This window comes from Sunxiuqinia sp., assembly GCF_055140945.1.
In genome coordinates, this window is sequence record NZ_JBSQYS010000024.1 from 17,088 (window position 1) to 40,877 (window position 23,790).

Below are 23,790 nucleotides of genomic sequence, written 5' to 3' on the forward strand. Positions count from 1 at the left end.
AAAATCTCATAAGAAAGGATAGGTTAAAAAAACCAAAGTTTGTATATTCGTGTAATTGTGCTGAAAAATATTTCAGTGAACAGCGCAGGATCTAGAACAAAAATTTAAAATACATATCAATGAAATTTGTTGTTTCCAGTACCGAATTACTGAGTCATCTGAACGCGATCAGTAAGGTGATCAGTTCAAAGAATACATTACCCATTTTGGATAATTATTTGTTTCAACTGGAAGATAATCGGTTAACGATTACTGCCTCAGATTTGGAGTCGACCTTAATTACCAGCATTGAACTGGATAATACAGAAGGAACTGGTGATGTTGCTGTTCCTGCAAAGTTACTCAACGATACGCTGAAGGAGTTTCCGGAGCAACCGCTGACCTTCCAGATAAATGGAGAAAATTCGGCGATTGATATTTATTCCGAAAACGGAAAGTTCAGTATTATTGGGCAAAACGGAGAAGATTTTCCTGAACTGCCTGAGCTAAAAGAAGAAGCAACTGCGACTATTGATGTGAACCACGATGTGTTGTTGAATGGAATTACGAAAACATTGTTTGCCACGGCCGATGATGAACTTCGCCCGGTAATGAATGGTATATTTGTTGAATTGGGAAATGACGATCTGACTTTTGTGGCTTCTGATGCACACAAGTTGGTGCGTTACAAACGTGCTGATGCCAAAGCGGAAGTGGAATCATCATTTATTTTACCTAAAAAACCGGCTGCATTATTACGCAACCTACTTCCCAAAGAAGAGTTTGATGTGAAATTGCAGTTTGACGATAAGAATGCTTTTTTCACTTTGAGTAATTATAAATTGATTTGTCGTTTGGTTGAAGGAAATTATCCAAGCTATAACTCTGTAATTCCGACCAACAACAGCAATCGAATGATTGTTGACCGCCTGGAACTATTCAACACGATTAAACGGGTTTCAGTTTTTGCTAACCAGGCTAGTAATTTGGTTAAGTTGCATATTGATGATAACCAGTTGGTGGTTTCGGCACAAGATGTTGATTTCTCTATTTCGGCTGTCGAACGATTGAAATGTCAATATGAGGGTGATGAAATAGAAATTGGATTTAAATCAACTTTCTTACTGGAAATCCTTTCAAATTTGTCGTCTTCTGATGTTAAAGTTGAACTTTCTGATCCAACTCGTGCAGGCTTATTGCTGCCGGCTGAAAAGGAACTTGACGAAGAAGATGTACTGATGCTTTTAATGCCAATGATGATAAATGCGTAAATTGTAACTGAATACATGCTAAAACCTAACAAGATTATGTTTTGTTAGGTTTTTTTTATTTTCAGCAAATTAAAAATATACCATGAATTTAAACCTGAAAAATCCATTGGTCTTTTTAGACCTCGAAACAACCGGAATTAATGTTGTAACTGATCGTATTGTTGAAATAGCTCTGGTAAAAGTGCATCCGGATGGGAAGGAGGAAGAAAGGGATCTGCGTATCAATCCGGAGATGCCGATTCCTGAACATGTCAGTAAAATTCATGGCATTTATGATGAAGATGTAAAAGATGCTCCAACGTTCAAAGAGGTTGCCAAGTCGTTGGCAAAGTTTCTGGAAGGAGCTGATTTGGCCGGCTTTAATTCGAATCGGTTTGATATTCCGTTACTGGCTGAAGAGTTTTTACGCGTTGGAGTAGATGTTGATTTTAAAAAACGCAAGTTTGTGGATGTGCAGGCCATATTTCATAAAATGGAAAAACGCACACTGGCGGCGGCTTTCAAGTTTTATTGCAAGCAAGAATTGATCGATGCGCATAGTGCCATGGCCGACACCAGAGCAACGTACGATGTGCTGAAATCGCAGCTTGATATGTATAAAGAGACAGAATACGAAGATAATAAAGGGAAGAAAACTACTCCAATTCAAAATGATGTGAATGCGCTGAGTGAATTTTCATCGTACGATAAAAATGTAGATTTCGTAGGGCGCATTGTTTATAATGAAGATGGTGTTGAGGTGTTTAACTTTGGCAAGAACAAAGGAGTTCCGGTTGAAAAAGTACTGCGCGAACAGCCCGGCTATTTTGGCTGGATCATCAACAGTGAATTTCCGCTTTACACAAAAAAGGTATTGACTGCTATTAAACTAAGAATGAAAGACTGAGAGAGAAGCGGATGACGAAGAGACAGTTCGAACTCGAGAAAGTGTGAGTTGTCGTCATACTTTTAACAAAAGACTAGTTTCGAGTGGCCGATTTTCTAAAGACCAAATAACTAATTGTATCATGAAAATTATTTGTATCGGACGAAATTACAGTGATCATGTGCGGGAGTTGAATAATGAAATTCCTGATGAGCCGGTTATTTTCATGAAACCTGATTCCGCTTTGCTTCGCAATAATGATCCTTTTTATATCCCCGATTTTAGCCAGAACGTACATTACGAATGTGAATTGATTGTTCGCATCAGCCGATTGGGAAAAAATATTGAACCCCGTTTTGCAAATCGTTATTATGATGAGATTGGATTGGGGGTTGATTTCACCGCGCGCGACCTTCAAAATAAACTGCGAGACAAAGGATTGCCCTGGGAGAAAGCAAAAGGCTTTGATCGGTCGGCTGTTATTTCTTCACGCTTTGTAAAAAAAGGGAAATTGCCGGATTTTGATTCCATTAAATTTGAATTGAAAAAGAATGGCGAAATGGTGCAGCAAGGAAATTCTGCCTACATGCTTTTCCCGATTGATGAAATTATCAGTCAGGTATCTAAATACTTCACCTTGAAAATTGGAGATTTGATTTATACCGGAACGCCTGCGGGCGTTGGGCCGGTAGCTATTGGCGATCGGCTGGAAGGGTTTCTGGAAGGTGAAAAGATGTTTGATTTTCAAGTGAAATAACAGACAGTAACAAATTGCAAATAAAGCCCGGAAGTTATCTCCTGGCTTTATTTTTTTTGGCTGGTGCTTGCCCGGCGGGACAAGTTTATTCCCTTTTAGTTTTGGTAGCGTCCGGTGAATTGATTCTTGCGAAGCTTTTTATACTATCGATGAGGTTAAAGAAATAAATTTTGTTGATTTGACATCAAAGTTCACAATATTCGGATAATTTATGAATGGGAATTTTTAAGGGTGTGAGGAAAGAATTAATTTCACAATTCTAAACGTTTAATCATTTAATGAAACGAGCATGTAAGTAGTGCGAATAATTTAGTGTCATGTTTCGAGTCTTTAACAATTTGTGATAGAAGCGAGACCGAAAATATCAAATAGGTCCGTGACCTTAAAAGTCTTTTCACAAAGGAAAATCAGGATGTGCTCATTTCATCGAAACGAGCTTGCGAGTTCTCTTGAATACGTTCGAAAATTTAAAACTGGAAAACCAATGAAACTTCTCCATACTTCCGATTGGCACCTTGGCAAGCGACTCGACGATTTTTCCCGCATGGAAGAACAGCACGCTGTTTTGCGGGAGATCTGTGAGGTTGCCGAACAAGAACAGGTGGATGCGGTGCTGGTAGCCGGCGACTTGTTCGATACTTTTAATCCGCCCACAGAAGCGGTCGACCTATTTTACAAGAGTTTGAAGCGACTTTCCAATAATGGGCATCGTCCGGTGATTGCCATTGCCGGCAACCACGATTCGCCTGACCGAATTGAGTCGCCCGACCCGCTGGCCCGGGAGTGCGGAATTATTTTCGCAGGATACCCAAATTCAGTCGTTTCTCCTTTTGAATTGGAATCAGGGCTGAAGGTGCTAAAAAGCAGGGAAGGTTTTTTGGAACTTCGTCTGCCGGGAACCGACATCCCGCTGCGTATTTTATTGACTCCATATGCGAACGAGTATCGGCTTAAAACCTGTTTCGGCTTGGAAAATAGCGAAGCGGAACTCCGGGCAGTTTTGGAAGAAAAATGGAAAGATCTGGCTGATCAATATTGCGATAAGAACGGTGTGAATGTGCTCATCTCACATCTTTTTATGATAAAAAAAGGGAATGAATTACCGGAGGAGCCTACCGATGAAAAACCTATTTTACATGTTGGAGGGGCGCAGGCTATTTTCACCGAAAACATCCCCAGGCAGATTCAATATACCGCGCTGGGGCATCTTCATCGCATGCATCAGGTGGATGCTGATCCTTGCCCCACTTACTACAGCGGCAGTCCGTTGTCGTATAGCTTTTCAGAAGCGAACCAGAAAAAGTACGCGCTATTGGTTGATGTTGAGCCCGGAGCAGTAGCAAGCGTTCGGGAGGAGGAGCTGACCAAAGGAAAGAAGCTGTTACGCAAACGTGCCGAAGGAATGGAGGAGGCATTGAACTGGCTGGCTGAGAATCAGGAATGCTTGGTTGAATTGACTTTGGTAACTGAAACCTTTCTGACTGCTGCGGAGCGCAAGCAACTGAATGGCGCCCACTCGGGAATTGTAGCTATTATTCCTGAAGTTGAAAATGCAGAAGGGCTTATTGATGGGAATCAAAAGAAGATTGATCTGACTCGCAGCATGGAAGAACTTTTCCGTGATTATTTTAAGCATGAAAAAGGTCAGGATCCCAATGCCGAACTCATGAGTTTATTCACCGAAATACTGGCAGAAGAAGAATGATACCCGTACAACTCACCATACAAGGTTTGTACTCCTACCAGGAAAAACAAACCATCGATTTCACAAAACTAACAGCCGCCAGCTTGTTTGGAATTTTCGGATCGGTTGGCAGCGGTAAATCATCCATATTGGAAGCGATTACCTTTGCGATTTATGGTAAAACCGATCGGTTCAACCTGTCGGGAGATAACCGCAACTACAACATGATGAACCTGAAATCGAATGAGCTGCTGATCGAGTTTATTTTTGAAACGGGGAAGGATCAAACAGCTTACCGGGCGGTCGTGCACGGAAAACGAAATAGCAAGCGTTTTGATGATGTTAAGAAGCTGGATCGCTCAGCCTACCAAAAGCTGGATGGCTTGTGGATTCCGATTGAACCGATGGTGCTGGAACAGGCAATTGGACTGAGTTACGATAATTTCAAACGGACAATCATCATTCCACAAGGGCAGTTTCAGGAGTTTCTGCAGTTGGGCAATAAAGATCGTACCCAGATGATGAAGGAACTTTTCAATCTGCAAAAGTTTGAATTGTATTATAAAGTAACGGCACTCGAAGGAAAAAACAATGCCCGCAAGCAGCATTTGGATGGGCAGTTACAACAACTGGGTGAAATTGACCTGGAGCAGGTGAAAAAGTATCAGGAACAGCTTGCCCGCTTGAAAAAGGAGATGGATGAGCAGCTTGTTAAATTAACGAATTCACAAAAGCAGGAGCAGGAATGGAAACAGCTGCTGGACTTGACAAAGAAACTGGAGGAAACAGAAGTTGGCTTAAAAGCTTTGCAACGTCAAGAGCCCGAATTTAAGAAACTGGAGCAAAGTATTGCCAACTACGAGTTGTGTGTCATGCAGTTCAGGCATTTGTTTGAATCGCTTCAGACAAGCACAAAGAGGATCGCCCAGAAAGAAGTGCAGATTAAGCAGGACGAGGACAAACTAAAACGGGAAGATGAGGGAATTCGTCGGCTGGAAAAGGAATTGAAAGAACTAACGCCAGCCTACGAAAAGCGCGACGAACTGAAGCAAAAAGCGGATGAACTGGAGCGAATGATCAAAATTAAAGATCTGGCCCGTAAAGTTAAAGATGACCAGGAGCGATTGAAGAAGGGAAACGAAATATGCGATAAGCTTTTGGAAGATGTTGAAAAGCTGAAGAAAGAAAAGGCCGAGTTGGAGGCCACTCTTAAATCGGATAAAGCCAAGCTCCCGGATATGGCTGTTTTAGCAAATGCCAAAGCCTGGCATGTTGAGGATCAGAACCTTGCTAAGCAGTTGTTGGAGATTCACAATCAGGAGAAGAAATATGAGGATGAGGTAAAGACAGCGAAAGATGTCATTCTGAGATTATTGCAGAATTCCTTATTCGAAGGTTTACCTAAGGAATCAGATGTTTTCGCGATGGTAAAATTCTTAGATGATAAGCTTGTAAAGATTAAAGAGGAATTGAAATTGTTGGAGAAAGAGGCTGGCGATTTGCAGTTGAAAGAGAGATTGAAAGCGTTTGCCGATGGCCTGACGGATGGAGAGCCTTGTCCGCTTTGCGGCTCCGATCATCATCCACAGATTTACAGTGCTGAAAGCTCGCATGAGGCACAGCAGCAATTAATGCAAACCAGAGAGAAAAGAGAAAAAGAGATTGAACAGATCAGCGAGCAAATTAATCGGTTAAAGGAGCTGGATAGTCATCTGAAATATACGGATAGAAACCTAAAAGAGTGGGTGGAGAAGCGGACGGAGGTTGACAAAAAAAGAAAGGTTCACCAGTCCGATTTTAAGTGGGAGAAATACCGCGATATCGTTGTTTTAGAAAAGGCATTTCAGGAATCCAACTTACTTCAGGTTTCAATTAAGAAAAAGGAAGCCGAGCTGGAAGAGTTTACTAAAAAGCAGGAAAAAGCTGCTAAAGACAAGGAGCGATATCAGCTTGGAATCGATAAAATTAAAACGGACTTAACCGTTCGGCAAACCGAGCAAAAGACACTACAGAAGCAGTTGAAGTTGATTGATTTTTCCGAATACCAGCAGAAGCCGGCAGAGGAGCTTGTCGCAGAGCAGGAGCAGTTGTTGAAAAGCTTTACCCGATTAAAAGAACAGTTTGAGAAACAAAGCAATTTGTTGACTGAAAGCAAAAAACGGAAAGATACTCTGACTGGTAGTTTGAATGCGAACTGCAAAGAGTTGGAAGAGGAAAAGCAAAACCATAAAAAACTGGCGACGGGGATTCATGAAGAGTTGAAGAAAACTAAATTTCAATCAACAGATGAGGTAAAAGAAATATTGGCACAGTCAATTAATCTGAAACAGGAAAAGCAAAAATTGGCTGATTTTAAAGAACAGTTGGTGCTTTCCAGAAAGCAGCAGCAGCAGTTGCTGCAAGAAATTGGTGATCGAAAATATGAGCCCGAAAAGCATCAAGCTTTAATTACCGAAATTGGCATGATAAGCGAGCAAACAAAGCAAATGAATCAGGAGTTTGGAAAGCTTACAGAATTGCTGAAAAAGCTACAACAGGATTTGGAGAGTCAAGGTGCGCTGCGAAAGGAACTGGAAGCACTGAATTTGCGAGCAGAAAACATTCGCACCATGAAGTCCCTGTTTAAAGCGAGTGGCTTTGTTAACTATATTTCGTCGGTTTATTTGCAAAACCTGTGTAATGCTGCCAACGACCGTTTTTTTCAATTGACCCGGCAAAAGTTAAGCCTGGAGATCACCCCCGATAACAACTTTCAGGTGCGCGATTTTATGAATGGCGGTAAAGTGCGCAGTGTGAAAACGCTTTCGGGAGGACAGACTTTTCAGGCGGCGTTATCGTTGGCATTGGCATTGGCTGATAACATTCAGAAAATAACAGAATCGAATCAAAACTTTTTCTTTTTAGATGAGGGGTTTGGCTCGCTCGATAAAGAGTCATTATCGATTGTGTTTGACACGCTGAAATCGCTGCGAAAAGAACGACGCATTGTCGGAGTGATTTCGCATGTTGAAGAAATGCAGCAGGAAATTGATGTCCATCTTCGTATTGACAACCAGAGCGAACGCGGGAGCCTGATTCATGCAAGTTGGAAGGAGTAGTGACTTCTGATAAAGTGAGTTGGTAAAAATTGCTAATTTCGTAGGCTGTTACGTGTTTTCATAAAAGTATGTATAACAGCTTAACTCCGATATTCTGAAAACTTTTACACATGATAAAGCGAATTCAATGGTCTTTTGACCAATGGGAAATTCTTAAATATGTCGTTCGTTGGTTTTTACTGGTGATACCGGTTGCCCTGGTCTCCGGATCCATGGTGGCACTATTTTTATACCTGCTCAATCAGGCTACACTGTTGCGGTGGAACTACGGGTGGTTGATCTTTTTTTTACCGCTCGCCGGTGTTGTAATTGTTGCTTTGTATCGGTTTAAAGGGAAGAATTCGGAGGCGGGCAATAACCTGGTAATGGATGAGATTTCTAAGCCGGGTGGGGGTATTCCGGTTCGAATGGCTCCTTTTGTGCTGATCACTACGGTGGTTACGCACTTATTTGGAGGGTCGGCCGGGCGAGAGGGAACGGCGGTGCAAATAGGAGGTAGCATGGCTCATTATATCGGTAAAAAGTTAAAGCTGAATAAAGATGACATGCGTATTCTGTTAATCTCGGGTGTGGCTGCCGGCTTTGGAGCTGTTTTTGGAACCCCGGTTACCGGTGCAATCTTTGCCCTTGAAGTAATGGCCATTGGTCGGATTAAGTACGATGCTTTGCTGCCTGCCTTTCTGGCTTCGGTAATGGCTGATATCGTGTGTTCAGCCTACGGAATCCAGCATACCCATTACCATATCGATTTTCAGGACACGCTGTCGGGAAGTACAGCATTTCTTCATTTCGATCTTCCGCTTTTACTTTCGGTAATGGTGGCGGGAGCATTGTTTGGCTTGGCCGGGTTTGCATTTTCTGAGTTGTCGCATATTATAAAGAGCTTGTCGAATAAATACATCAGCAAAAAATTACTGATTCCGGTTATTGGAGGGGGGCTGGTTCTCGCGATCTCCTTCTTGCTTGGCACTCGAGATTACTTGGGTATTGGAGTGACCACTCCTGATGGAACGGGAGTCAGCATTGTGAATGCGTTTAAAGCGGGAGGATCTGAGACCTTTAGTTGGTTTTGGAAACTTTTGCTCACGGCAATTACACTGAGTACCGGATTTAAGGGGGGGGAAGTAACTCCTCTGTTTTTTATTGGTGCTACTTTAGGAAATACCCTGGCGATGGTGTCCGGAAATCCGGTTGAGTTGTTTGCCGGCCTCGGGTTTATTGCCGTTTTTGCCGGAGCAACGAATACGCCCCTGGCTTGCACTTTTATGGGGGTTGAGCTTTTTGGTGGCGAATATGTATTGTACTATGCAGTGGCTTGCTTTATTGCTTATTATTTCTCCGGACATACGGGTATTTATACTTCTCAGCGGGTAAGCGTTTCCAAAGCCAATCTGAATAATAGTGTTGATAATAATAACACCTTGAAATCGATTCGGGATCATAAAAGGAAAAGAAAAGGATAATTGAGACATACACACTGGTGGAAGTTGTCGCGATAGTATGAAAGGATGTTCGCTGGCTTGTGGTTTTTTTTGGAAGAGAGATTCGGAAGTACAGCCTTGAAATCCGGGCATAGAAAAGGCGGAGTTGATATCAACTCCGCCTTTTCTAGTATATATTTTGTGTGTGGACTACATCATGCCGCCCATACCACCGCCCATGCCGCCGCCCATTGGAGGCATAGCAGGAGCATCTTCTTTTTCTTCAACTAAGACACATTCGGTTGTCAGCAACATGCCGGCAATTGAAGCTGCATTTTCAAGTGCTACACGAGTTACTTTAGCTGGATCAATAACACCAGTTTCGTATAAATTTTGGTACTCGTCAACACGTGCGTTGTAGCCGAAGTCGCCTTCGCCTTCGAGCACTTTTTGTACAATTACAGCACCTTCTTTACCTGCATTAGAAACAATCTGACGCAATGGTTCTTCAATGGCACGTTTTACGATTTCAATACCTGTTGTCTCGTCATCGTTTTCTCCGGTTAAACCTTCCAGCGAAGCAATAGCACGGATATAAGCTACACCACCACCAGGAACAATTCCTTCTTCAACAGCGGCGCGGGTTGCACTCAATGCATCGTCAACACGGTCTTTCTTTTCTTTCATTTCAACTTCCGAAGCAGCACCAACATAAAGCACTGCAACACCTCCGGCTAATTTAGCCAAACGCTCTTGCAATTTTTCACGATCGTAGTCAGAAGTTGTTGATTCAATCTGACGTTTGAGCATGCTTACACGCGCTTTGATGGCTTCATCATCGCCAGCTCCGGCAACAACAGTTGTGTTTTCTTTATCAACAGTAATTTTTTCAGCTTGACCAAGCATTTCGATGGTTGTGTCTTCCAGTTTCATACCTTTTTCTTCGGTAATTACTGTTCCGCCTGTCAATATAGCCAAGTCTTCCAGCATTTCTTTGCGACGGTCGCCAAATCCGGGAGCTTTTACAGCACAAACTTTTAGTGAACCACGTAAGCGGTTAACAACCAAAGTAGCTAATGCTTCACCATCAACATCTTCGGAGATGATCATCAATGGACGTCCACTTTGAGCAGTTTGTTCCAATACGGGAAGCAGATCCTTCATCGTGCTGATCTTTTTGTCGTGGATCAGGATGAACGGATTTTCAAGGTCAGCTTCCATTTTTTCGGTATTGGTTACGAAATATGGAGAAATGTAACCACGGTCGAATTGCATACCTTCTACAACATCAACATAAGTTTCTGTTCCTTTGGCTTCTTCAACAGTAATTACACCTTCTTTGTGTACTTTCTCCATGGCTTCAGCAATCAATGAGCCGATTTCTTCATCACCGTTTGCCGAAACTTTGGCTACTTGCTTAATTTTGTTGTTGTCGTCGCCAATATTGTGTGATTGCGATTTAATGCTTTCAACCACTTTCGTGACTGCTTTGTCGATACCGCGTTTCAAATCCATTGGGTTCGCACCTGCAGCAACGTTCTTCAAGCCAACATTAACAATTGATTGTGCCAATACAGTCGCTGTTGTTGTTCCGTCACCCGCATCGTCACCGGTTTTGCTGGCTACTTCTTTCACCATTTGAGCACCAATGTTTTCGTAGGCATTTGCAAGATCAATTTCTTTAGCTACCGTAACACCATCTTTGGTGATTTGAGGAGCTCCGAATTTTTTTTCAATAACTACATTGCGACCTTTTGGTCCTAAAGTTACCTTAACAGCATCAGCCAGTTGGTCAACACCCTTTTTCAGCAAATCTCTTGCTTCAATATCGAATTTAATTTCTTTAGCCATTGTTATTTTCTTTTAATTCTCTGTTAAACTTAATTAAACGATGTATAATACATCAGTTTGTGACATCAACAAGTAGTCAGTCCCATCAATGTTCAACTCTGTACCGGAATATTTTCCATAGAAAACAGCATCTCCAGCTTTCAGTTCCATTGGCTCGTCTTTTTTATCGGCACCAACCAAAACTACTTGACCAACTTGTGGCTTTTCTTTTGCGGAATCAGGAATAATAATTCCACTAGCTGTTTTTGTTTCTGCTTCCTGAGGTTGAACCAGGATTTTACCTGCAAGGATTTTACCTTTTAACTCTGCCATTTTTTTAATTATTTTAGTTAGACATTTTTTTTAATTGACACCTTTGTATATCGAATTTTGTGCCAAAAGAGGTAGGTCTAAAAAAGCCTTCTTTTTTGAGACATTTTTTCATTTTTGACAGTCCCTGATTTTTGAGATGTCGTTGTTTGCATGTGTTTGTCAGTGTTTTGCAGGTTTTGTCAGTTTGCGGTTTAACCTGACATATGGACATAAAAAAAGCCACTCAACATCTGAGTGGCTTTTAAATATCATTTTTTCTGCGTTTTATTCAGCAGGTGTTTCTTCTGTTGGTTGCTCTTGATCTGGTACTGTTGTCGGGAAGTTTGGAACAGCATTAGGATCAACTGCGTTTTCAATTTGTTCCTGAATAGCCGATTGATTTACTTCTTCAGCTGTTCGTGGAATAAAAGCACTCCCTAAAACAGAAAGGACTAATAGCGCTCCGGCCAAACCCCAAGTGAATTTTTCTAGAAAATCGGTGGTTTTACGAACACCCATAATTTGGTTTGATGATTGGAAGTTGCTGGCTAAACCACCACCTTTTGAATTTTGAACCAATACAATCAGGATCAAAAGAACACAAGTGATGAAAATTAAAACAGTAATTAGCGTGTACATGGTGTGCTTTTATTTAATTCGTTAATTTTTTTATTTTCTCAATCTGCCCGGCAAAGTAAGTACTTTTTTCCGGATATTTCAAACTTAAATTCTCATAAGCTTGAATTGCTTTTCGGTAGTGTTTTTGTTGCCAGTAAATTTTAGCAAGTGTTTCAGTAACAAAAGAATTGTCCGATTTTTCTTCTTCCTTTTCTTCAACAGGCTTGTCAACCTCCTCTAATTCTTTTGTCACTTCCTTTTTACGAATAGAACGAATCAGGTCAACTAGCGACTCATCTTTTTGCTCGGTCGGTTCTTGCAGTCGATAAAAGCCGGGAGTTATGTATTCCAAGGCTAATGGATCAACTTGAGTTTCGATGGGCGATTGTTGATCTGTTTCAGGGATTTCGTGATGGATAAAGTGATAAAGTATTCGCCTGTCTGCAACATGAATGGCTCCTTGTTTAAGGTATTCTTCAAAATCAGGATGATCCAGTATTTTTAGATTTTTTAAGAGTAACATCCATGCCGATTGAAAAGTAGGATAATTTTTAACCAAAGTTTTTAACTCGGTTAAACTTTCCCGGTTAAGTGTTTCAGGATGTTTCAGGTAATTATAGAAAACGTTTTTTTGCATTACCAGTTTGCGATAGAAGCATTAAAAATATCTTCGGTTAATTTATCCAAAATATCAACAATTAGCTCGTCTTCAACTGAACTTAAAATTTGATTGCTATTAAAATCTTCATAGGCCGAGAATGTTTTTTCCCAGTTGTCATCAGGGCTTTTGTTGTTGGTGTATTTTACTTTTATAGTTACTGTTAGTCGCGTTTCAGCTGCCAAATCTCCTTCCGAAATATTCATCGGTCGTGTGTCGTAGCCTGTGATCTGTCCTTCAAACTCCAGATCGCCTTTTTCTTGCATTTGATCTAACGATGTTTGGCGCAATAACTTATCCTGCAAGGCTTCAGTCATTTGCTGGCTCAAATTTGGATTGATTAACCGCGCCCTGTTTGGGAAATAATAAACGGTAAAGGTTTTTACATCGGGCGCAATCGAGGCTCCTGTAAATGAGTAGGATACTTTGCAGTTTTGAAACAGGCCACCTCCGACTAACACAAATAGTGCAATAAGTAGAAGGCTGTTGAATCGATTAGTTAATGTCATATTCCTTAATTTTTCGATAAAGGGTGCGTTCTGAAATTCCCAACTCCTGAGCGGCATATTTCCGTTTGCCTTTGTGTTTGTTCAATGCTTTTTTGATCAACTCAATCTCTTTATCTTCCAATGATAATGATTCTTCAACAAACTCTTCGGTATCCTGAATATCTTCCCGGTTGATGGGCTCATTGTAATGAGTCGGAGGGTGATTGTGAGGCTCAGGAACTGTGGGCTCTTCTTCTTGCTGATAAATTTTACGAATGATTTGCGCATTGTCTGAGTGAAATTCAGGTCGGTCAGCTCCATCTACCATTAAGTCATGGACCAATTTCTTCAGGTCGTTCACATCTCGTTTCATATCAAACAAAACCTGGTACAGAATTTCCCGCTCGTTGGCAAATGTTTTTTGATCAATGCCGTTGTACAGTGCAGGCAACTTGCTGGCTTCAACCGGGAGGTAGCCACGCATCGCATTTCCATCAATCATCCTGTTTTGCTCAATAATTGAAATTTGCTCGGTAATGTTTTTCAATTGACGAACATTGCCCGGCCAGTCAAAATTAATCAATACATTCTGAGCTTCTTCGTCTAAACGAATAGGGGGCATCCGGTATTTTTCAGCAAAATCCATAGCAAATTTCCTGAATAACAAGAAGATGTCCTCTTTTCGATCGCGAAGAGGAAGTATGCGGATGGGAACCGTATTTAGTCGATAATACAAATCCTCGCGAAATTTTCCTTCCTGAATGGCAACAGGGATATCGACATTTGTTGCAGCAACAACTCGCACGTTGGTTTTCAGGACTTTTGAAGATCCAACTTTCATAAATTCGCCGGCTTCGAGTACTCGAAGCAAACGAACTTGTGTCGATAGAGGAAGTTCTCCAATTTCATCTAAAAAGATGGTTCCACTGTCGGCTTCTTCAAAATAACCTTTGCGGTCAGACATCGCCCCGGTAAAAGATCCTTTCTCGTGACCAAATAGCTCCGAATCGATGGTTCCTTCCGGGATGGCTCCGCAGTTTACAGCAATATATTTCCCATGTTTGCGGGAAGAAAACTGATGTATGATTTGTGGGAATGCCTCTTTTCCTGTTCCGCTTTCTCCTGTAATTAAAACTGATAAATCAGTAGGAGCTACCTGTACAGCCACTTCTATGGCACGATTAAGTACTTCAGCATTACCAATTATTCCAAAGCGTTGTTTTATTTCCTGAACATCCATATTTTTGACACTGAATTTTCGACTGACAAAGTTACAATTTTAACTATTAAAGCCTTTGTTTTATCGGTTAAGAATGTTTTAGAGTCGGTATATAACGAGTTTTTTAACAATTTTTAGTTTTTTCTTGAATCTGGGAGTCATTACTAAAAAGAAAAATGTGATTTAACAATGGAATCAATCAAAACTAAGTTTATTGGAATTATACCCGCTCGATACGCTTCAACCCGGTTTCCCGGAAAACCTTTGGTGAAGCTGGGCGATAAGCTGATTATTCAGCATGTTTATGAAAATGCTGAAAATGCGATAGACGATGTTTGGGTTGCTACTGACGATGAGCGGATTGCAAAAGCAGTGGCCGGATTTGGGGGGAAGTATGTGATGACGCGCGATGATCACCAGAGTGGAACCGACCGCTGTGCTGAAGCGGCTACACTTTTGTCAGCCGAAATTCAGTTTGATGTGGTTATTAATATTCAGGGGGATGAACCATTTGTGCGCCAAGAACAATTAAATGCGCTCAAATCATGTTTTGATGACTCGGAAACTGAAATTGCAACCTTGGTTAAGCAGATTGAAAGTAATGAAGTATTGTTTAATACGAATCGTCCGAAGGTGGTGATGGATCATAATCAGAATGCATTGCTGTTTAGCCGTGAGGCAATTCCTCATATTCGAGATGAAGAAAAGGAAAAATGGTTAACCCGTCATGATTTTTTCAGTCATCTAGGGATGTATGCTTACCGGAAAGAGGTGTTAGAACAGATTACTTTATTATTGCCTTCGCGATTGGAACTGGCCGAATCATTGGAGCAATTGCGTTGGCTGGAAAATGGATACCGGATTAAAGTGGCAAAAACCAGCTTTGAAAGTATCGGGATTGATATACCCGAAGACCTTATTGCTGCAGAGAAATTTATGGCGAAAAATGGAATGTAAACACCGGGAGTGTTCGTGTTTATATTGAGATATAATAAAGGCCGAGGGATAGAATAAGAAGTAGAATCAGGTAAATGGTCATTCGAATTTTCTGTTCAAATTTTTTCTGCTTCAATAGTTTTTGCCGAAATTCCTGAAGTTCCTCGCTAGTGGCCTTTTTGAAGCTCAGTTTATTATGTTTGTATGGAGAGTCATTACCAATTCTATTTTTGAATGCATGACCTTTTTCTTTTAAAAGATTACGATTACTTTTTATTGACTGCACCATGGCAGCAATGGCTCCTCCTCCAGACATAGGGTGTTGTTATTTGATAAAGGATTGGATGAGTTTCATCACCCAATCCTCCAATGTATTATTCTTCGATGATTACTATTTTTTCAATTTCATCTCCCTGACGAATATTATCAATCACTTCCAATCCCTCGTAAACTTTTCCGAAGCACGTGTGCTTTCGGTCAAGATGAGCCGTATTTTCGCGGCTGTGACAAATAAAAAACTGCGAACCTCCGGTGTCTTTCCCTGCATGGGCCATTGATAAAACGCCACGATCGTGGTATTGATTGTCGCCATCCAATTCACATTTGATTGTATATCCGGGGCCTCCGGCACCAGTTCCATCGGGGCAACCTCCCTGAACAACAAAATTTGGAATTACCCGGTGGAAAGTTACTCCGTCGTAAAAGCCTTCTTTCGATAGTTTGATGAAATTAGCAACTGCTAAAGGTGCATCATCTTCGTAAAAGTTAACTTTCATGATACCTTTCTCGGTATGAATTTCTGCTTGTTTCATTTTTATTTATGTTTTTATGAGTTGCAAAAATACAACTTTTAGCGATCTATTAGTTTTTGTCCAAGTTTAAAGATTCCCTGAATTAATATGCTTTGTATAGTTTGTTTTGTAGATGAATAAAATGCTAAAAGCCAAAGTTAAGGCTGCAGCCAAATATAAAATGAGGTACACCGGTGTGTTGTCAATTGCAGACTCAATACTGAAATCAGTTCTTAATGTGTGATAAGAAAAAAATGAAAGAGCGTTGTATATGATGTGAACAGAGATGCATGCTAGCAACGATTGGGTTTGCCAGAAAATATAGCCGAGAAAAGAGCCTCCAATAAATCCGGTTACTAGTTGTGCCAGGTTAAAATGAATTGCAGCAAAGAAAAATGCTGAAATCGCAATCGCCCGGAATGGGCTGAACTTATGGAGTAAGTTTCTCAGGATAATACCACGAAAAAGGATTTCTTCTAAAATTGGGACAATCACAACAATTACTAAAAAGGAGTAGGTTTTTAATTGCATTAGTTGTTCCAGATAGTTTAAGTGAATTCTAGAAGAGGGAAGGATTTGGTCTAGTGGGTCAACGACAAAAAATAATGCCAGCGTGCTAACAAAAGCAATTGGAAGAAAAGATAAGCGCAGCTGTTTCAAATCTTTTTGAATCATAAAGCTTTCAACTTTCTTTCGTTTAACGGCGTAGCTGATCAGGAGTACGTTGATGAGTATGGTAGAAAGAGAAAAGTATAAGACAATAAATGTGTTGTCACTGGAGCCTGCTTTTTTTAAAAATAGTTGGGCAGTTAATATCGGGAGGTAAAAAAACAGTGTAATTAAAATGAGTTTGCCTATCGTGGAATTCTTCTGTGTCAATTTTCTGAACATGTTGCTTGTGCTAGTTAATCGTAACAAAGCAAAGTTACAGTGCTGCAAGATTACTTCATATCTTTTTCATTACTTTTTGATGTACACCGCATTTCGAATGATGAATAGCACATTTCCATGCATGAATAGACTTTTTTTGATTCTATTAGAATAGAGATGAGTTTTTTGTCGATTACAGTAGAACGGCTCTGGTGTAATCAACAATTAAAAATATTTTGATTCGAATGGATGCGAGAAAGAATTCTTCTTCTTAAAATAAAACAGCTTGAATGTGTTGATTTATAGTTGCTGACGTCTTTTTCCCACTGCTCAATAACAGCTTGTAAGTTTCATGTTGGTTTGCGAACTTATAGATTAAAATAAAATTTATTTACTATGGAAAAATCAACGAGTAAGTTTATCCATTCGTTTATGGATTATGTGAAAGCCAGAGATCCTTTTCAGAAAGAATTTCATCAGGCAGTGCATGAGGTGGTTGAATCCATTGCTCCCTTTTTGTTGAATAATCCCAACTATAATCAATCCAAAATATTGGAACGGATTATTGAACCTGAGCGTATTGTTCAGTTTCGGGTTCCCTGGACGAATGATAAGGGAGTGGTTTCGGTAAATCGTGGGTTTCGTGTGGAGATGAATTCTGCCTTGGGTCCCTATAAAGGAGGGTTGCGTTTTCATCCAACGGTTAATCTAAGTATTTTAAAATTTCTTGCTTTCGAGCAGGTTTTCAAAAATAGCTTAACCAGCTTGCCTCTTGGCGGAGGAAAGGGAGGATCGGATTTTGACCCGAAAAATAAATCGGATAACGAAGTCATGCGTTTTTGCCAGAGTTTTATGACTGAGCTTCAGAGGCACATCGGTCCAAATACTGATATTCCAGCCGGCGATATTGGGGTAGGAGGAAGAGAGATCGGCTTTTTGTTTGGTCAGTATAAACGAATACGAAATGAATTTACCGGTGTGTTAACCGGTAAAGGACTGGAGTGGGGAGGGAGTTTGATTCGTCCTGAGGCGACTGGTTATGGGACGGTTTATTTTGCTGAAGAAATGATGAAGCGAAAGGGAGAATCGTTTGATGGAAAAGTTGTTTGCATTTCTGGTTCGGGAAATGTGGCTCAGTTTGCTGCTGAAAAGGTAATTCAAATTGGAGGGAAGGTCGTTACAATGTCTGATTCGAGCGGATTTATACATGATCCGGATGGAATTGATCGCGAAAAACTAGATTATGTGATGGAGCTTAAAAACATCAGTCGGGGCAGGATAAAAGAATATGCTGAGAGGTATGGTTGTATTTACAAAGCAGGCGAGCGACCCTGGTCGGTAAAATGTGACGTTGCCCTGCCTTGCGCAACCGAGAATGAAATTAATCAGAAAGAAGCAGCGATGCTTCTTAAAAATGGATGTGAAGTTATATCAGAAGGAGCAAATATGCCGAGCACCCCCGAGGCTGTGCATGAGTTCCACAAGGGACGGATTTTGTATGCACCCGGCAAGGCTGCTAATGCTGGAGGCGTCGCTGTTTCAGGATTGGAAATGAGCCAAAACAGCATGCGTATAAACTGGACCCGGGAAGAAGTTGATGGTCGGCTGCATACAATCATGAAAAGTATTCATGAAATGTGCGTAAGTTATGGAAAACATGATAATGGATGGATAAATTATGTTGACGGAGCAAATGTAGCTGGTTTTGTGAAAGTAGCCAAAGCTATGATGGCTCAGGGATATGTATAAAATGCAAACCCCCCGGGGGGAGACTATCGCATGTGCGCAGAGTATGTGTTTTTTTATAAAATGTATCGTCATCTTATGGCTTAGTCAGTTATCTGTTTTTGTGGCTGAACCTTGATGTTAGTTGCTGTTCTTAAACATTACTATTGTTATTAAGACTTGGGCTAAAATCAGTTTTTAAGGCTAATTTCGTCGTTTCCTTTGTTAAGGTAATTGGCAATTTTATTCTGAAAAAATAATAAGATGAAAGCGGATATTAACGAATTTTTGACGGCATTAAAAGCAAAAACAGCTGGTGAAAAGGAATTTCATCAAGCGGTTCAAGAAGTGGTAGAAAGCATTTGGGACATCTATCAACAAAATCCTCGATATAAAAAGGCAAAAATATTGGAACGTATGACTGAACCTGAGCGGGTAATTATGTTTCGTGTTCCTTGGGTTGACGATTTAGGAGAGGTTCAAATTAACAGAGGATACCGTGTCGAATTCAATTCGGCTTTGGGTCCATACAAAGGCGGATTACGTTTTCACCCTACAGTAACTCTTTCAATTTTAAAGTTTTTGGGTTTTGAACAGACCTTTAAAAATAGCCTTACAAGCCTACCCCTGGGCGGAGGAAAAGGAGGTTCAGATTTCAGCCCCAAAGGGAAATCGGATAATGAAATTATGCGTTTTTGTCAAAGCTTTATGACCGAATTGCAGAGGCATATTGGACCTCATACCGATGTCCCTGCCGGCGATATTGGAGTCGGCGGACGTGAAATTGGTTACCTGTTCGGGCAGTATAAACGAATTCGGAATGAGTTTACAGGCGTGCTGACAGGCAAAGGACTCGCATGGGGGGGGAGTTTAATTCGCCCCGAGGCTACTGGTTTTGGAGCCGTATATTTTGTGCATCACATGCTCTCTCTGTTGGGTAAAGACATTGCCGGACAAACTTTTTCCGTTTCCGGCTTTGGCAATGTTGCCTGGGGGGCGATCACTAAAATAGCAGAGCTTGGTGGTAAGGTGGTTACCATCTCCGGGCCCGATGGCTATATTTATGACGCTGATGGTATTCGTGGCGAAAAAATCGATTATTTACTGGAGCTACGAGCAACTAATAATGATATTGTGGAACCATATGCTGAAGAGTTTGGTGCCAAATTTTACCCCGATAGAAAACCTTGGGAGCAAAAGGTTGATATCGCCATTCCATGTGCTACCGAAAATGAGGTGAATTTGGAAGATGCTCAGTTGTTGGTTAAAAATGGTTGCTTTTTATTGGCCGAAGCTTCAAATATGGGATGCACTGCTGATGCCGTTGAGTATTTGATTAAAGCAATTAGTTATGCCCCTGGTAAGGCTGTAAATGCGGGTGGAGTTGCAGTATCTGGTTTAGAGATGACTCAAAACAGTCAGCGATTAAATTGGACACGAGAAGAAGTTGACGGACGTTTGCATATTATTATGCGTGAGATCCATGACACCTGTGTGCGTTATGGTCGAGAAGGTGATAAAATCAATTACGTGAAAGGAGCCAATGTCGGTGGTTTTGTGAAAGTCGCAGATGCGATGTTGGCGCAGGGGGTTGTCTAAATCAGTGACGACTCATGCCGGAACGGAGTAAATTTCTGAGGAAATTATCAATTAGATAATATTCAGATTAAGGATAACTAAGGCAAATTGGTTTTCTTTGATGCAAATTCTTGAAATGCTTATTGATACACACTCTCATATTTATTCCGAAGATTATAAAGACGACATTGACGAAGTAATAACAAGGGCTTATGACAATGATGTTCGGAAAATAATTCTACCCAATATTGACAGTTCCTCGATAAAGAAGATGTTGGATCTGGCTGATCAGTATCCTCAAATCTGTTATCCGATGATGGGCTTACATCCTACTTCTGTCAGCGAAGACTATCAGGAAGAACTTGAACTGGTGAAATTTTGGTTGAAAAGAAGACCCTTCTATGGAATTGGAGAAATTGGAATTGATTTATATTGGGAAACTACCTACTTGGAAGAACAGTCGATTGCTTTTAGGCAACAACTGAAGCTGGCTAAAGAATATAAGTTGCCGGCTGTGTTGCATGTTCGGGAATCTTTTAATGAAGTTTTTGCCATTGTAGAAGAGGAAAATGATGAAGATTTGAGTGGCGTGTTTCACAGTTTTACAGGAACAATTGAGCAAGCAAAAAAAGTTATTGAGCAAGGATTTAAGATTGGTGTGGGAGGAATCGTCACCTTTAAGAACAGTGGGCTGGATCAGGTTATTGGCCAGATTGATCCCAAGCATCTAATCCTTGAAACCGATGCACCTTACTTGACACCTGTCCCATTTCGAGGTAAACGCAACGAAAGTTCCTATCTCATTCATATCGCACGGAAAATCGCTGAACTTCATGATGTATCAGTTAATGAAGTCGCTAAAGTAACTTCAGCCAATGCGACTGAATTATTTGGGATTTAAGGTCACGGACCTATTTGATATTTTCGGTTTCGCTTCTATCATAAATTGTTAAAGACTCGAAACATGACACTAAATTATTCGCACTACTTAGTTCAAATTCTTTCTTTACATTTGTGCACCTATTAAATTAAGTTGAGGTGGAAAATAAATCTATACTCATAATCTATACAGGCGGTACTATCGGAATGGTTCAAAAAAATGGACGTGGCGCTTTAGCTCCGGTTCGGTTTGACCAAATCGCTGATGAAGTTCCCGAAATCAGACGATTAGGTTGCCATCTGGAGACTATCGCATTTAATCCGCCTATTGATTCTTCTGATATGTCGCCAAAAACCTGGGCTCGTTTGGCAAAAATGATTCAGCGAAACTACAGTAAATTCGATGGCTTTGTTGTTTTGCACGGAACCGATACGATGGCTTACACGGCTTCGGCATTGAGTTACATGCTTGAGAATTTGGATAAGCCGGTTGTAATGACTGGCTCCCAATTACCAATAGGTGTGTTGCGGACTGATGGGAAAGAAAATTTAATAACTGCTATTGAAATTGCTGCGGCACAGGATAATGGCATGGCTATTGTCCCTGAAGTTTCGGTTTATTTTGATAATAAGTTGTACCGGGGAAACCGGATTACGAAAAGGCATGCTGATCATTTTAGTGCTTTTGATTCGGTCAACTATCCAATATTAGCAAAAGCCGGGGTCGATATTAAGTTTTTTCATGAGAATATTTACCATTCCGAGAAAAAAGGAATATTAAAAATTAGTCCCAATTTCGATGATCATGTAGTGATTTTGAAATTTTTCCCGGGTATGAATCGTGATATTTTTGAACAAATATTATGCATCCCTGAAATTAAGGGAGTAGTTCTGGAGACTTTTGGTTCTGGGAATGTTCAAACGGCGAGCTGGTTGTTAAGAGCGGTAAGGAAAGCTCTTAGACGAAATATTGTCTGTGTCAATGTTACGCAATGTCAGGGTGGTACGGTTAAAATGGGACAGTATCAAACCAGTCGGGAATTAAAAAAAATGGGTGTGATAAGTGGCAAAGATATGACGACAGAAGCAGCAGTAACCAAGCTTATGTTTTTGCTTGGACAAGGCTTGGGACTTGATGATGTCAAGTTACATTTGAGAAAAAATTTGAGTGGTGAAATAAGTGAGTAGCGTATTTTTATTTCACATTTTTTTTGTATTTTGCAGCCCTGAAAAATTTTGGCTCCCAAAATGATTGGAGAGGTGCAGGAGTGGCTTAACTGGCACGCCTGGAAAGCGTGTGTACCCCTAAAGGGTACCGAGGGTTCGAATCCCTCTCTCTCCGCCGATAAAGGGAAGTTGTTTTAATTAACAGGATGACTTAAAAAAAGTTTGAAAAAAAAACAGATAATTCGACTATAATTCACACATCTTATATTATAGATTAAGAACAAAAAACAAATAGTATTATAAACTTAAAAATTCAGAAGATTTACTAATTAAAATTCAACCAATGATGAAAAAACTATTTGCGTTTATAGCAGTTTTTGGGATGCTTTATGTTGGAGCATCAAACAGTGTTGTTGCTCAGGATCAAACAGAAGACACGACAGCAACCGAACAAGTCGCAGCAGAAGAAACTGCTCCTGCCGTTGATTTAACAGCCGATGCTGAAGAAGAAGCAGCAGCTGAAGCTGAAGCCGGAAAATCATTACACAGTCAGTTGAAACAAAAATTTATTGAAGGTGGTCCAACGTTCATGTCAACTGTATTGATTTCTTTGATTTTGGGTCTTGCGTTAGCTCTTGAGAGAGTTATTTATCTAAACTTATCAACTACAAACACTAAAAAATTATTGGTGAATGTTGAAGAAGCTCTTGATAATGGTGGCGTTGAGGCAGCTAAAGAAGTATGTCGTAATACTCGTGGACCTGTTGCTAGTATTTTCTACCAAGGTTTAGACCGATCAGATGAAGGTTTGGATGTGGTCGAAAAAACGGTTGTTTCTTACGGTGGAGTTCAAGCTGGATTGTTGGAGAAAGGATTGAGCTGGATTTCGTTATTTATCGCTCTTGCTCCGATGCTTGGTTTCATGGGTACTGTAATTGGTATGATTGCTGCCTTCGATGCGATTGAAGTTGCTGGTGATATCAGCCCGTCGTTGGTTGCTGGTGGTATTAAAGTAGCTTTGATTACTACGGTATCAGGTCTTGTAGTTGCTATTATTCTTCAAATTTTTTACAACTATTGTATCGCGAAAATTGACAGCATTATCAACAATATGGAAGATGCTTCCATCTCTTTGATCGACATTTTGGTAAAACACAATCTTAAAAAATAATTAGACTTATGAAGCTAGAAAAAGTATTATCCATTGTATTGTGGGTGCTTTTAGGAGTTTCAGCGGTTCTGATTGTGTCTATGATGACCAATATCTCGGAGAACGAAGCTGATCCCACTATGGGTGCCTGGATCAATACCAATTTAACATGGTCTTACATTCTACTAGGTGTAGGGGCAGTATTGGCAATTGTATTCGCATTGTATCACACATTTACAGATAAAGAAGCTGCAAAGAAAGGTGCTATGGCTCTGGTTTTTGCTGGAGTTGTTTTAGCTATTTCATATGTTATTGCTTCTGACGCTATTCCACAATTTTACGGAGTTGATAAGTTTGTTGCTGAAGGAACTTTAAATGCTACGGTATCGAAGTGGGTTGGAACAACCCTTTATGCAACTTATATCTTATTAGGACTTACGATTCTGTCTATTGCTGGATCTGCCGTCTTTCGTATTTTTAAATAACCCATTGTG

General features: G+C 40.6%; 22 protein-coding genes and 1 tRNA gene. 14 read left to right on the forward strand and 9 right to left on the reverse strand.

Going from position 1 to position 23,790, the window contains the following annotated elements:
* The first annotated feature begins 119 nt into the window (after positions 1 to 119).
* From dnaN to ACTB00_RS12275, 6 genes are all read left to right on the forward strand, one after another.
* The gene (gene dnaN / locus ACTB00_RS12250) at positions 120 to 1,250 is read left to right on the forward strand and encodes a DNA polymerase III subunit beta (RefSeq protein WP_463300208.1); all 1,131 of its coding nucleotides are present in this window, start codon (positions 120 to 122) and stop codon (positions 1,248 to 1,250) included.
* Between the two features lie 82 nt (positions 1,251 to 1,332).
* The gene (locus ACTB00_RS12255; protein WP_463300209.1) at positions 1,333 to 2,136 is read left to right on the forward strand and encodes a 3'-5' exonuclease; all 804 of its coding nucleotides are present in this window, start codon (positions 1,333 to 1,335) and stop codon (positions 2,134 to 2,136) included.
* Positions 2,137 to 2,257: 121 nt separating this feature from the next.
* Entirely contained in the window at positions 2,258 to 2,872 is a 615-nt protein-coding gene (locus ACTB00_RS12260; protein WP_463300210.1) for a fumarylacetoacetate hydrolase family protein, read from the forward strand.
* A 484-nt stretch (positions 2,873 to 3,356) separates the two neighbouring features.
* Positions 3,357 to 4,577, forward strand: a complete 1,221-nt coding sequence (locus ACTB00_RS12265) for a metallophosphoesterase family protein (RefSeq protein ID WP_463300211.1) — start codon at positions 3,357 to 3,359, stop codon at positions 4,575 to 4,577.
* The gene (locus tag ACTB00_RS12270; protein WP_463300212.1) at positions 4,574 to 7,654 is read left to right on the forward strand and encodes an SbcC/MukB-like Walker B domain-containing protein; all 3,081 of its coding nucleotides are present in this window, start codon (positions 4,574 to 4,576) and stop codon (positions 7,652 to 7,654) included. Before ACTB00_RS12265 ends, ACTB00_RS12270 begins: the two co-directional genes overlap by 4 nt.
* 110 nt (positions 7,655 to 7,764) lie before the next feature.
* Entirely contained in the window at positions 7,765 to 9,117 is a 1,353-nt protein-coding gene (locus tag ACTB00_RS12275) for a voltage-gated chloride channel family protein (RefSeq protein WP_463300213.1), read from the forward strand.
* Between the two features lie 168 nt (positions 9,118 to 9,285).
* Here the strand turns inward: ACTB00_RS12275 and groL are convergent, their stop codons facing one another.
* From groL to ACTB00_RS12305, 6 genes are all read right to left on the reverse strand, one after another.
* Complete coding sequence (gene groL, locus ACTB00_RS12280) at positions 9,286 to 10,926, reverse strand: chaperonin GroEL (RefSeq protein ID WP_463300214.1); 1,641 nt, start codon at positions 10,924 to 10,926, stop codon at positions 9,286 to 9,288.
* 33 nt (positions 10,927 to 10,959) lie between these two features.
* Complete coding sequence (locus tag ACTB00_RS12285; RefSeq protein ID WP_159519313.1) at positions 10,960 to 11,238, reverse strand: co-chaperone GroES; 279 nt, start codon at positions 11,236 to 11,238, stop codon at positions 10,960 to 10,962.
* A gap of 264 nt (positions 11,239 to 11,502) precedes the next feature.
* Positions 11,503 to 11,856 (reverse strand): preprotein translocase subunit SecG, encoded by a 354-nt coding sequence (secG, locus tag ACTB00_RS12290; protein WP_463300215.1) that lies wholly within the window; start codon positions 11,854 to 11,856, stop codon positions 11,503 to 11,505.
* A 13-nt stretch (positions 11,857 to 11,869) separates the two neighbouring features.
* The gene (locus ACTB00_RS12295) at positions 11,870 to 12,472 is read right to left on the reverse strand and encodes a hypothetical protein (protein WP_463300216.1); all 603 of its coding nucleotides are present in this window, start codon (positions 12,470 to 12,472) and stop codon (positions 11,870 to 11,872) included.
* On the reverse strand, positions 12,472 to 13,002 hold the full coding sequence (locus ACTB00_RS12300; protein WP_463300217.1) for an LptE family protein: 531 nt from the start codon (positions 13,000 to 13,002) through the stop codon (positions 12,472 to 12,474). The genes ACTB00_RS12295 and ACTB00_RS12300 overlap by 1 nt, the downstream gene beginning before the upstream one ends.
* On the reverse strand, positions 12,989 to 14,221 hold the full coding sequence (locus ACTB00_RS12305; protein WP_463300218.1) for a sigma-54 interaction domain-containing protein: 1,233 nt from the start codon (positions 14,219 to 14,221) through the stop codon (positions 12,989 to 12,991). The genes ACTB00_RS12300 and ACTB00_RS12305 overlap by 14 nt, the downstream gene beginning before the upstream one ends.
* 168 nt (positions 14,222 to 14,389) lie before the next feature.
* Between ACTB00_RS12305 and kdsB the strand changes: the two genes are divergently transcribed.
* On the forward strand, positions 14,390 to 15,157 hold the full coding sequence (gene kdsB, locus ACTB00_RS12310) for a 3-deoxy-manno-octulosonate cytidylyltransferase (RefSeq protein WP_463300219.1): 768 nt from the start codon (positions 14,390 to 14,392) through the stop codon (positions 15,155 to 15,157).
* A 19-nt stretch (positions 15,158 to 15,176) separates the two neighbouring features.
* Here kdsB and ACTB00_RS12315 read toward each other — a convergent pair whose 3' ends face one another.
* The 3 genes from ACTB00_RS12315 to ACTB00_RS12325 form a co-directional block, all read right to left on the reverse strand.
* On the reverse strand, positions 15,177 to 15,452 hold the full coding sequence (locus ACTB00_RS12315; protein ID WP_463300220.1) for a hypothetical protein: 276 nt from the start codon (positions 15,450 to 15,452) through the stop codon (positions 15,177 to 15,179).
* Between the two features lie 58 nt (positions 15,453 to 15,510).
* Entirely contained in the window at positions 15,511 to 15,948 is a 438-nt protein-coding gene (locus ACTB00_RS12320) for a peptidylprolyl isomerase (protein WP_463300221.1), read from the reverse strand.
* Between the two features lie 66 nt (positions 15,949 to 16,014).
* Complete coding sequence (locus ACTB00_RS12325) at positions 16,015 to 16,818, reverse strand: lysostaphin resistance A-like protein (protein WP_463300222.1); 804 nt, start codon at positions 16,816 to 16,818, stop codon at positions 16,015 to 16,017.
* Positions 16,819 to 17,193: 375 nt separating this feature from the next.
* Here ACTB00_RS12325 and gdhA (ACTB00_RS12330) point away from each other — a divergent pair, with 375 nt between their 5' ends.
* The 7 genes from gdhA (ACTB00_RS12330) (at position 17,194) to ACTB00_RS12360 (ending at position 23,781) form a co-directional block, all read left to right on the forward strand.
* Positions 17,194 to 18,546 carry an NADP-specific glutamate dehydrogenase gene (gene gdhA, locus ACTB00_RS12330; RefSeq protein ID WP_463300223.1) on the forward strand — a complete coding sequence of 451 codons (1,353 nt, stop codon included), beginning with the start codon at positions 17,194 to 17,196 and terminating at the stop codon, positions 18,544 to 18,546.
* A gap of 240 nt (positions 18,547 to 18,786) precedes the next feature.
* Complete coding sequence (gene gdhA, locus ACTB00_RS12335) at positions 18,787 to 20,121, forward strand: NADP-specific glutamate dehydrogenase (RefSeq protein ID WP_463300224.1); 1,335 nt, start codon at positions 18,787 to 18,789, stop codon at positions 20,119 to 20,121.
* Between the two features lie 100 nt (positions 20,122 to 20,221).
* Positions 20,222 to 21,001, forward strand: coding sequence for a TatD family hydrolase (locus tag ACTB00_RS12340; RefSeq protein ID WP_463300225.1), 780 nt, complete (start codon positions 20,222 to 20,224; stop codon positions 20,999 to 21,001).
* Between the two features lie 137 nt (positions 21,002 to 21,138).
* On the forward strand, positions 21,139 to 22,167 hold the full coding sequence (locus ACTB00_RS12345) for an asparaginase (protein ID WP_463300226.1): 1,029 nt from the start codon (positions 21,139 to 21,141) through the stop codon (positions 22,165 to 22,167).
* Between the two features lie 66 nt (positions 22,168 to 22,233).
* Positions 22,234 to 22,321, forward strand: a tRNA-Ser gene (locus ACTB00_RS12350).
* A gap of 168 nt (positions 22,322 to 22,489) precedes the next feature.
* The gene (locus ACTB00_RS12355; protein ID WP_463300227.1) at positions 22,490 to 23,317 is read left to right on the forward strand and encodes a MotA/TolQ/ExbB proton channel family protein; all 828 of its coding nucleotides are present in this window, start codon (positions 22,490 to 22,492) and stop codon (positions 23,315 to 23,317) included.
* Positions 23,318 to 23,325: 8 nt separating this feature from the next.
* On the forward strand, positions 23,326 to 23,781 hold the full coding sequence (locus ACTB00_RS12360) for a hypothetical protein (protein WP_463300228.1): 456 nt from the start codon (positions 23,326 to 23,328) through the stop codon (positions 23,779 to 23,781).
* Positions 23,782 to 23,790 lie beyond the last annotated feature (9 nt).

Bases quoted from the DNA above. Each gene is read 5' to 3' on its own strand.
- dnaN (WP_463300208.1), top strand. From the start codon at position 120: ATGAAATTTGTTGTTTCCAGTACCGAATTACTGAGTCATCTGAACGCG.
- ACTB00_RS12255 (WP_463300209.1), top strand. From the start codon at position 1,333: ATGAATTTAAACCTGAAAAATCCATTGGTCTTTTTAGACCTCGAAACA.
- ACTB00_RS12260 (WP_463300210.1), top strand. From the start codon at position 2,258: ATGAAAATTATTTGTATCGGACGAAATTACAGTGATCATGTGCGGGAG.
- ACTB00_RS12265 (WP_463300211.1), top strand. From the start codon at position 3,357: ATGAAACTTCTCCATACTTCCGATTGGCACCTTGGCAAGCGACTCGAC.
- ACTB00_RS12270 (WP_463300212.1), top strand. From the start codon at position 4,574: ATGATACCCGTACAACTCACCATACAAGGTTTGTACTCCTACCAGGAA.
- ACTB00_RS12275 (WP_463300213.1), top strand. From the start codon at position 7,765: ATGATAAAGCGAATTCAATGGTCTTTTGACCAATGGGAAATTCTTAAA.
- groL (WP_463300214.1), bottom strand. From the start codon at position 10,926: ATGGCTAAAGAAATTAAATTCGATATTGAAGCAAGAGATTTGCTGAAA.
- ACTB00_RS12285 (WP_159519313.1), bottom strand. From the start codon at position 11,238: ATGGCAGAGTTAAAAGGTAAAATCCTTGCAGGTAAAATCCTGGTTCAA.
- secG (WP_463300215.1), bottom strand. From the start codon at position 11,856: ATGTACACGCTAATTACTGTTTTAATTTTCATCACTTGTGTTCTTTTG.
- ACTB00_RS12295 (WP_463300216.1), bottom strand. From the start codon at position 12,472: ATGCAAAAAAACGTTTTCTATAATTACCTGAAACATCCTGAAACACTT.
- ACTB00_RS12300 (WP_463300217.1), bottom strand. From the start codon at position 13,002: ATGACATTAACTAATCGATTCAACAGCCTTCTACTTATTGCACTATTT.
- ACTB00_RS12305 (WP_463300218.1), bottom strand. From the start codon at position 14,221: ATGGATGTTCAGGAAATAAAACAACGCTTTGGAATAATTGGTAATGCT.
- kdsB (WP_463300219.1), top strand. From the start codon at position 14,390: ATGGAATCAATCAAAACTAAGTTTATTGGAATTATACCCGCTCGATAC.
- ACTB00_RS12315 (WP_463300220.1), bottom strand. From the start codon at position 15,452: ATGTCTGGAGGAGGAGCCATTGCTGCCATGGTGCAGTCAATAAAAAGT.
- ACTB00_RS12320 (WP_463300221.1), bottom strand. From the start codon at position 15,948: ATGAAACAAGCAGAAATTCATACCGAGAAAGGTATCATGAAAGTTAAC.
- ACTB00_RS12325 (WP_463300222.1), bottom strand. From the start codon at position 16,818: ATGTTCAGAAAATTGACACAGAAGAATTCCACGATAGGCAAACTCATT.
- gdhA (WP_463300223.1), top strand. From the start codon at position 17,194: ATGGAAAAATCAACGAGTAAGTTTATCCATTCGTTTATGGATTATGTG.
- gdhA (WP_463300224.1), top strand. From the start codon at position 18,787: ATGAAAGCGGATATTAACGAATTTTTGACGGCATTAAAAGCAAAAACA.
- ACTB00_RS12340 (WP_463300225.1), top strand. From the start codon at position 20,222: ATGCAAATTCTTGAAATGCTTATTGATACACACTCTCATATTTATTCC.
- ACTB00_RS12355 (WP_463300227.1), top strand. From the start codon at position 22,490: ATGATGAAAAAACTATTTGCGTTTATAGCAGTTTTTGGGATGCTTTAT.
- ACTB00_RS12360 (WP_463300228.1), top strand. From the start codon at position 23,326: ATGAAGCTAGAAAAAGTATTATCCATTGTATTGTGGGTGCTTTTAGGA.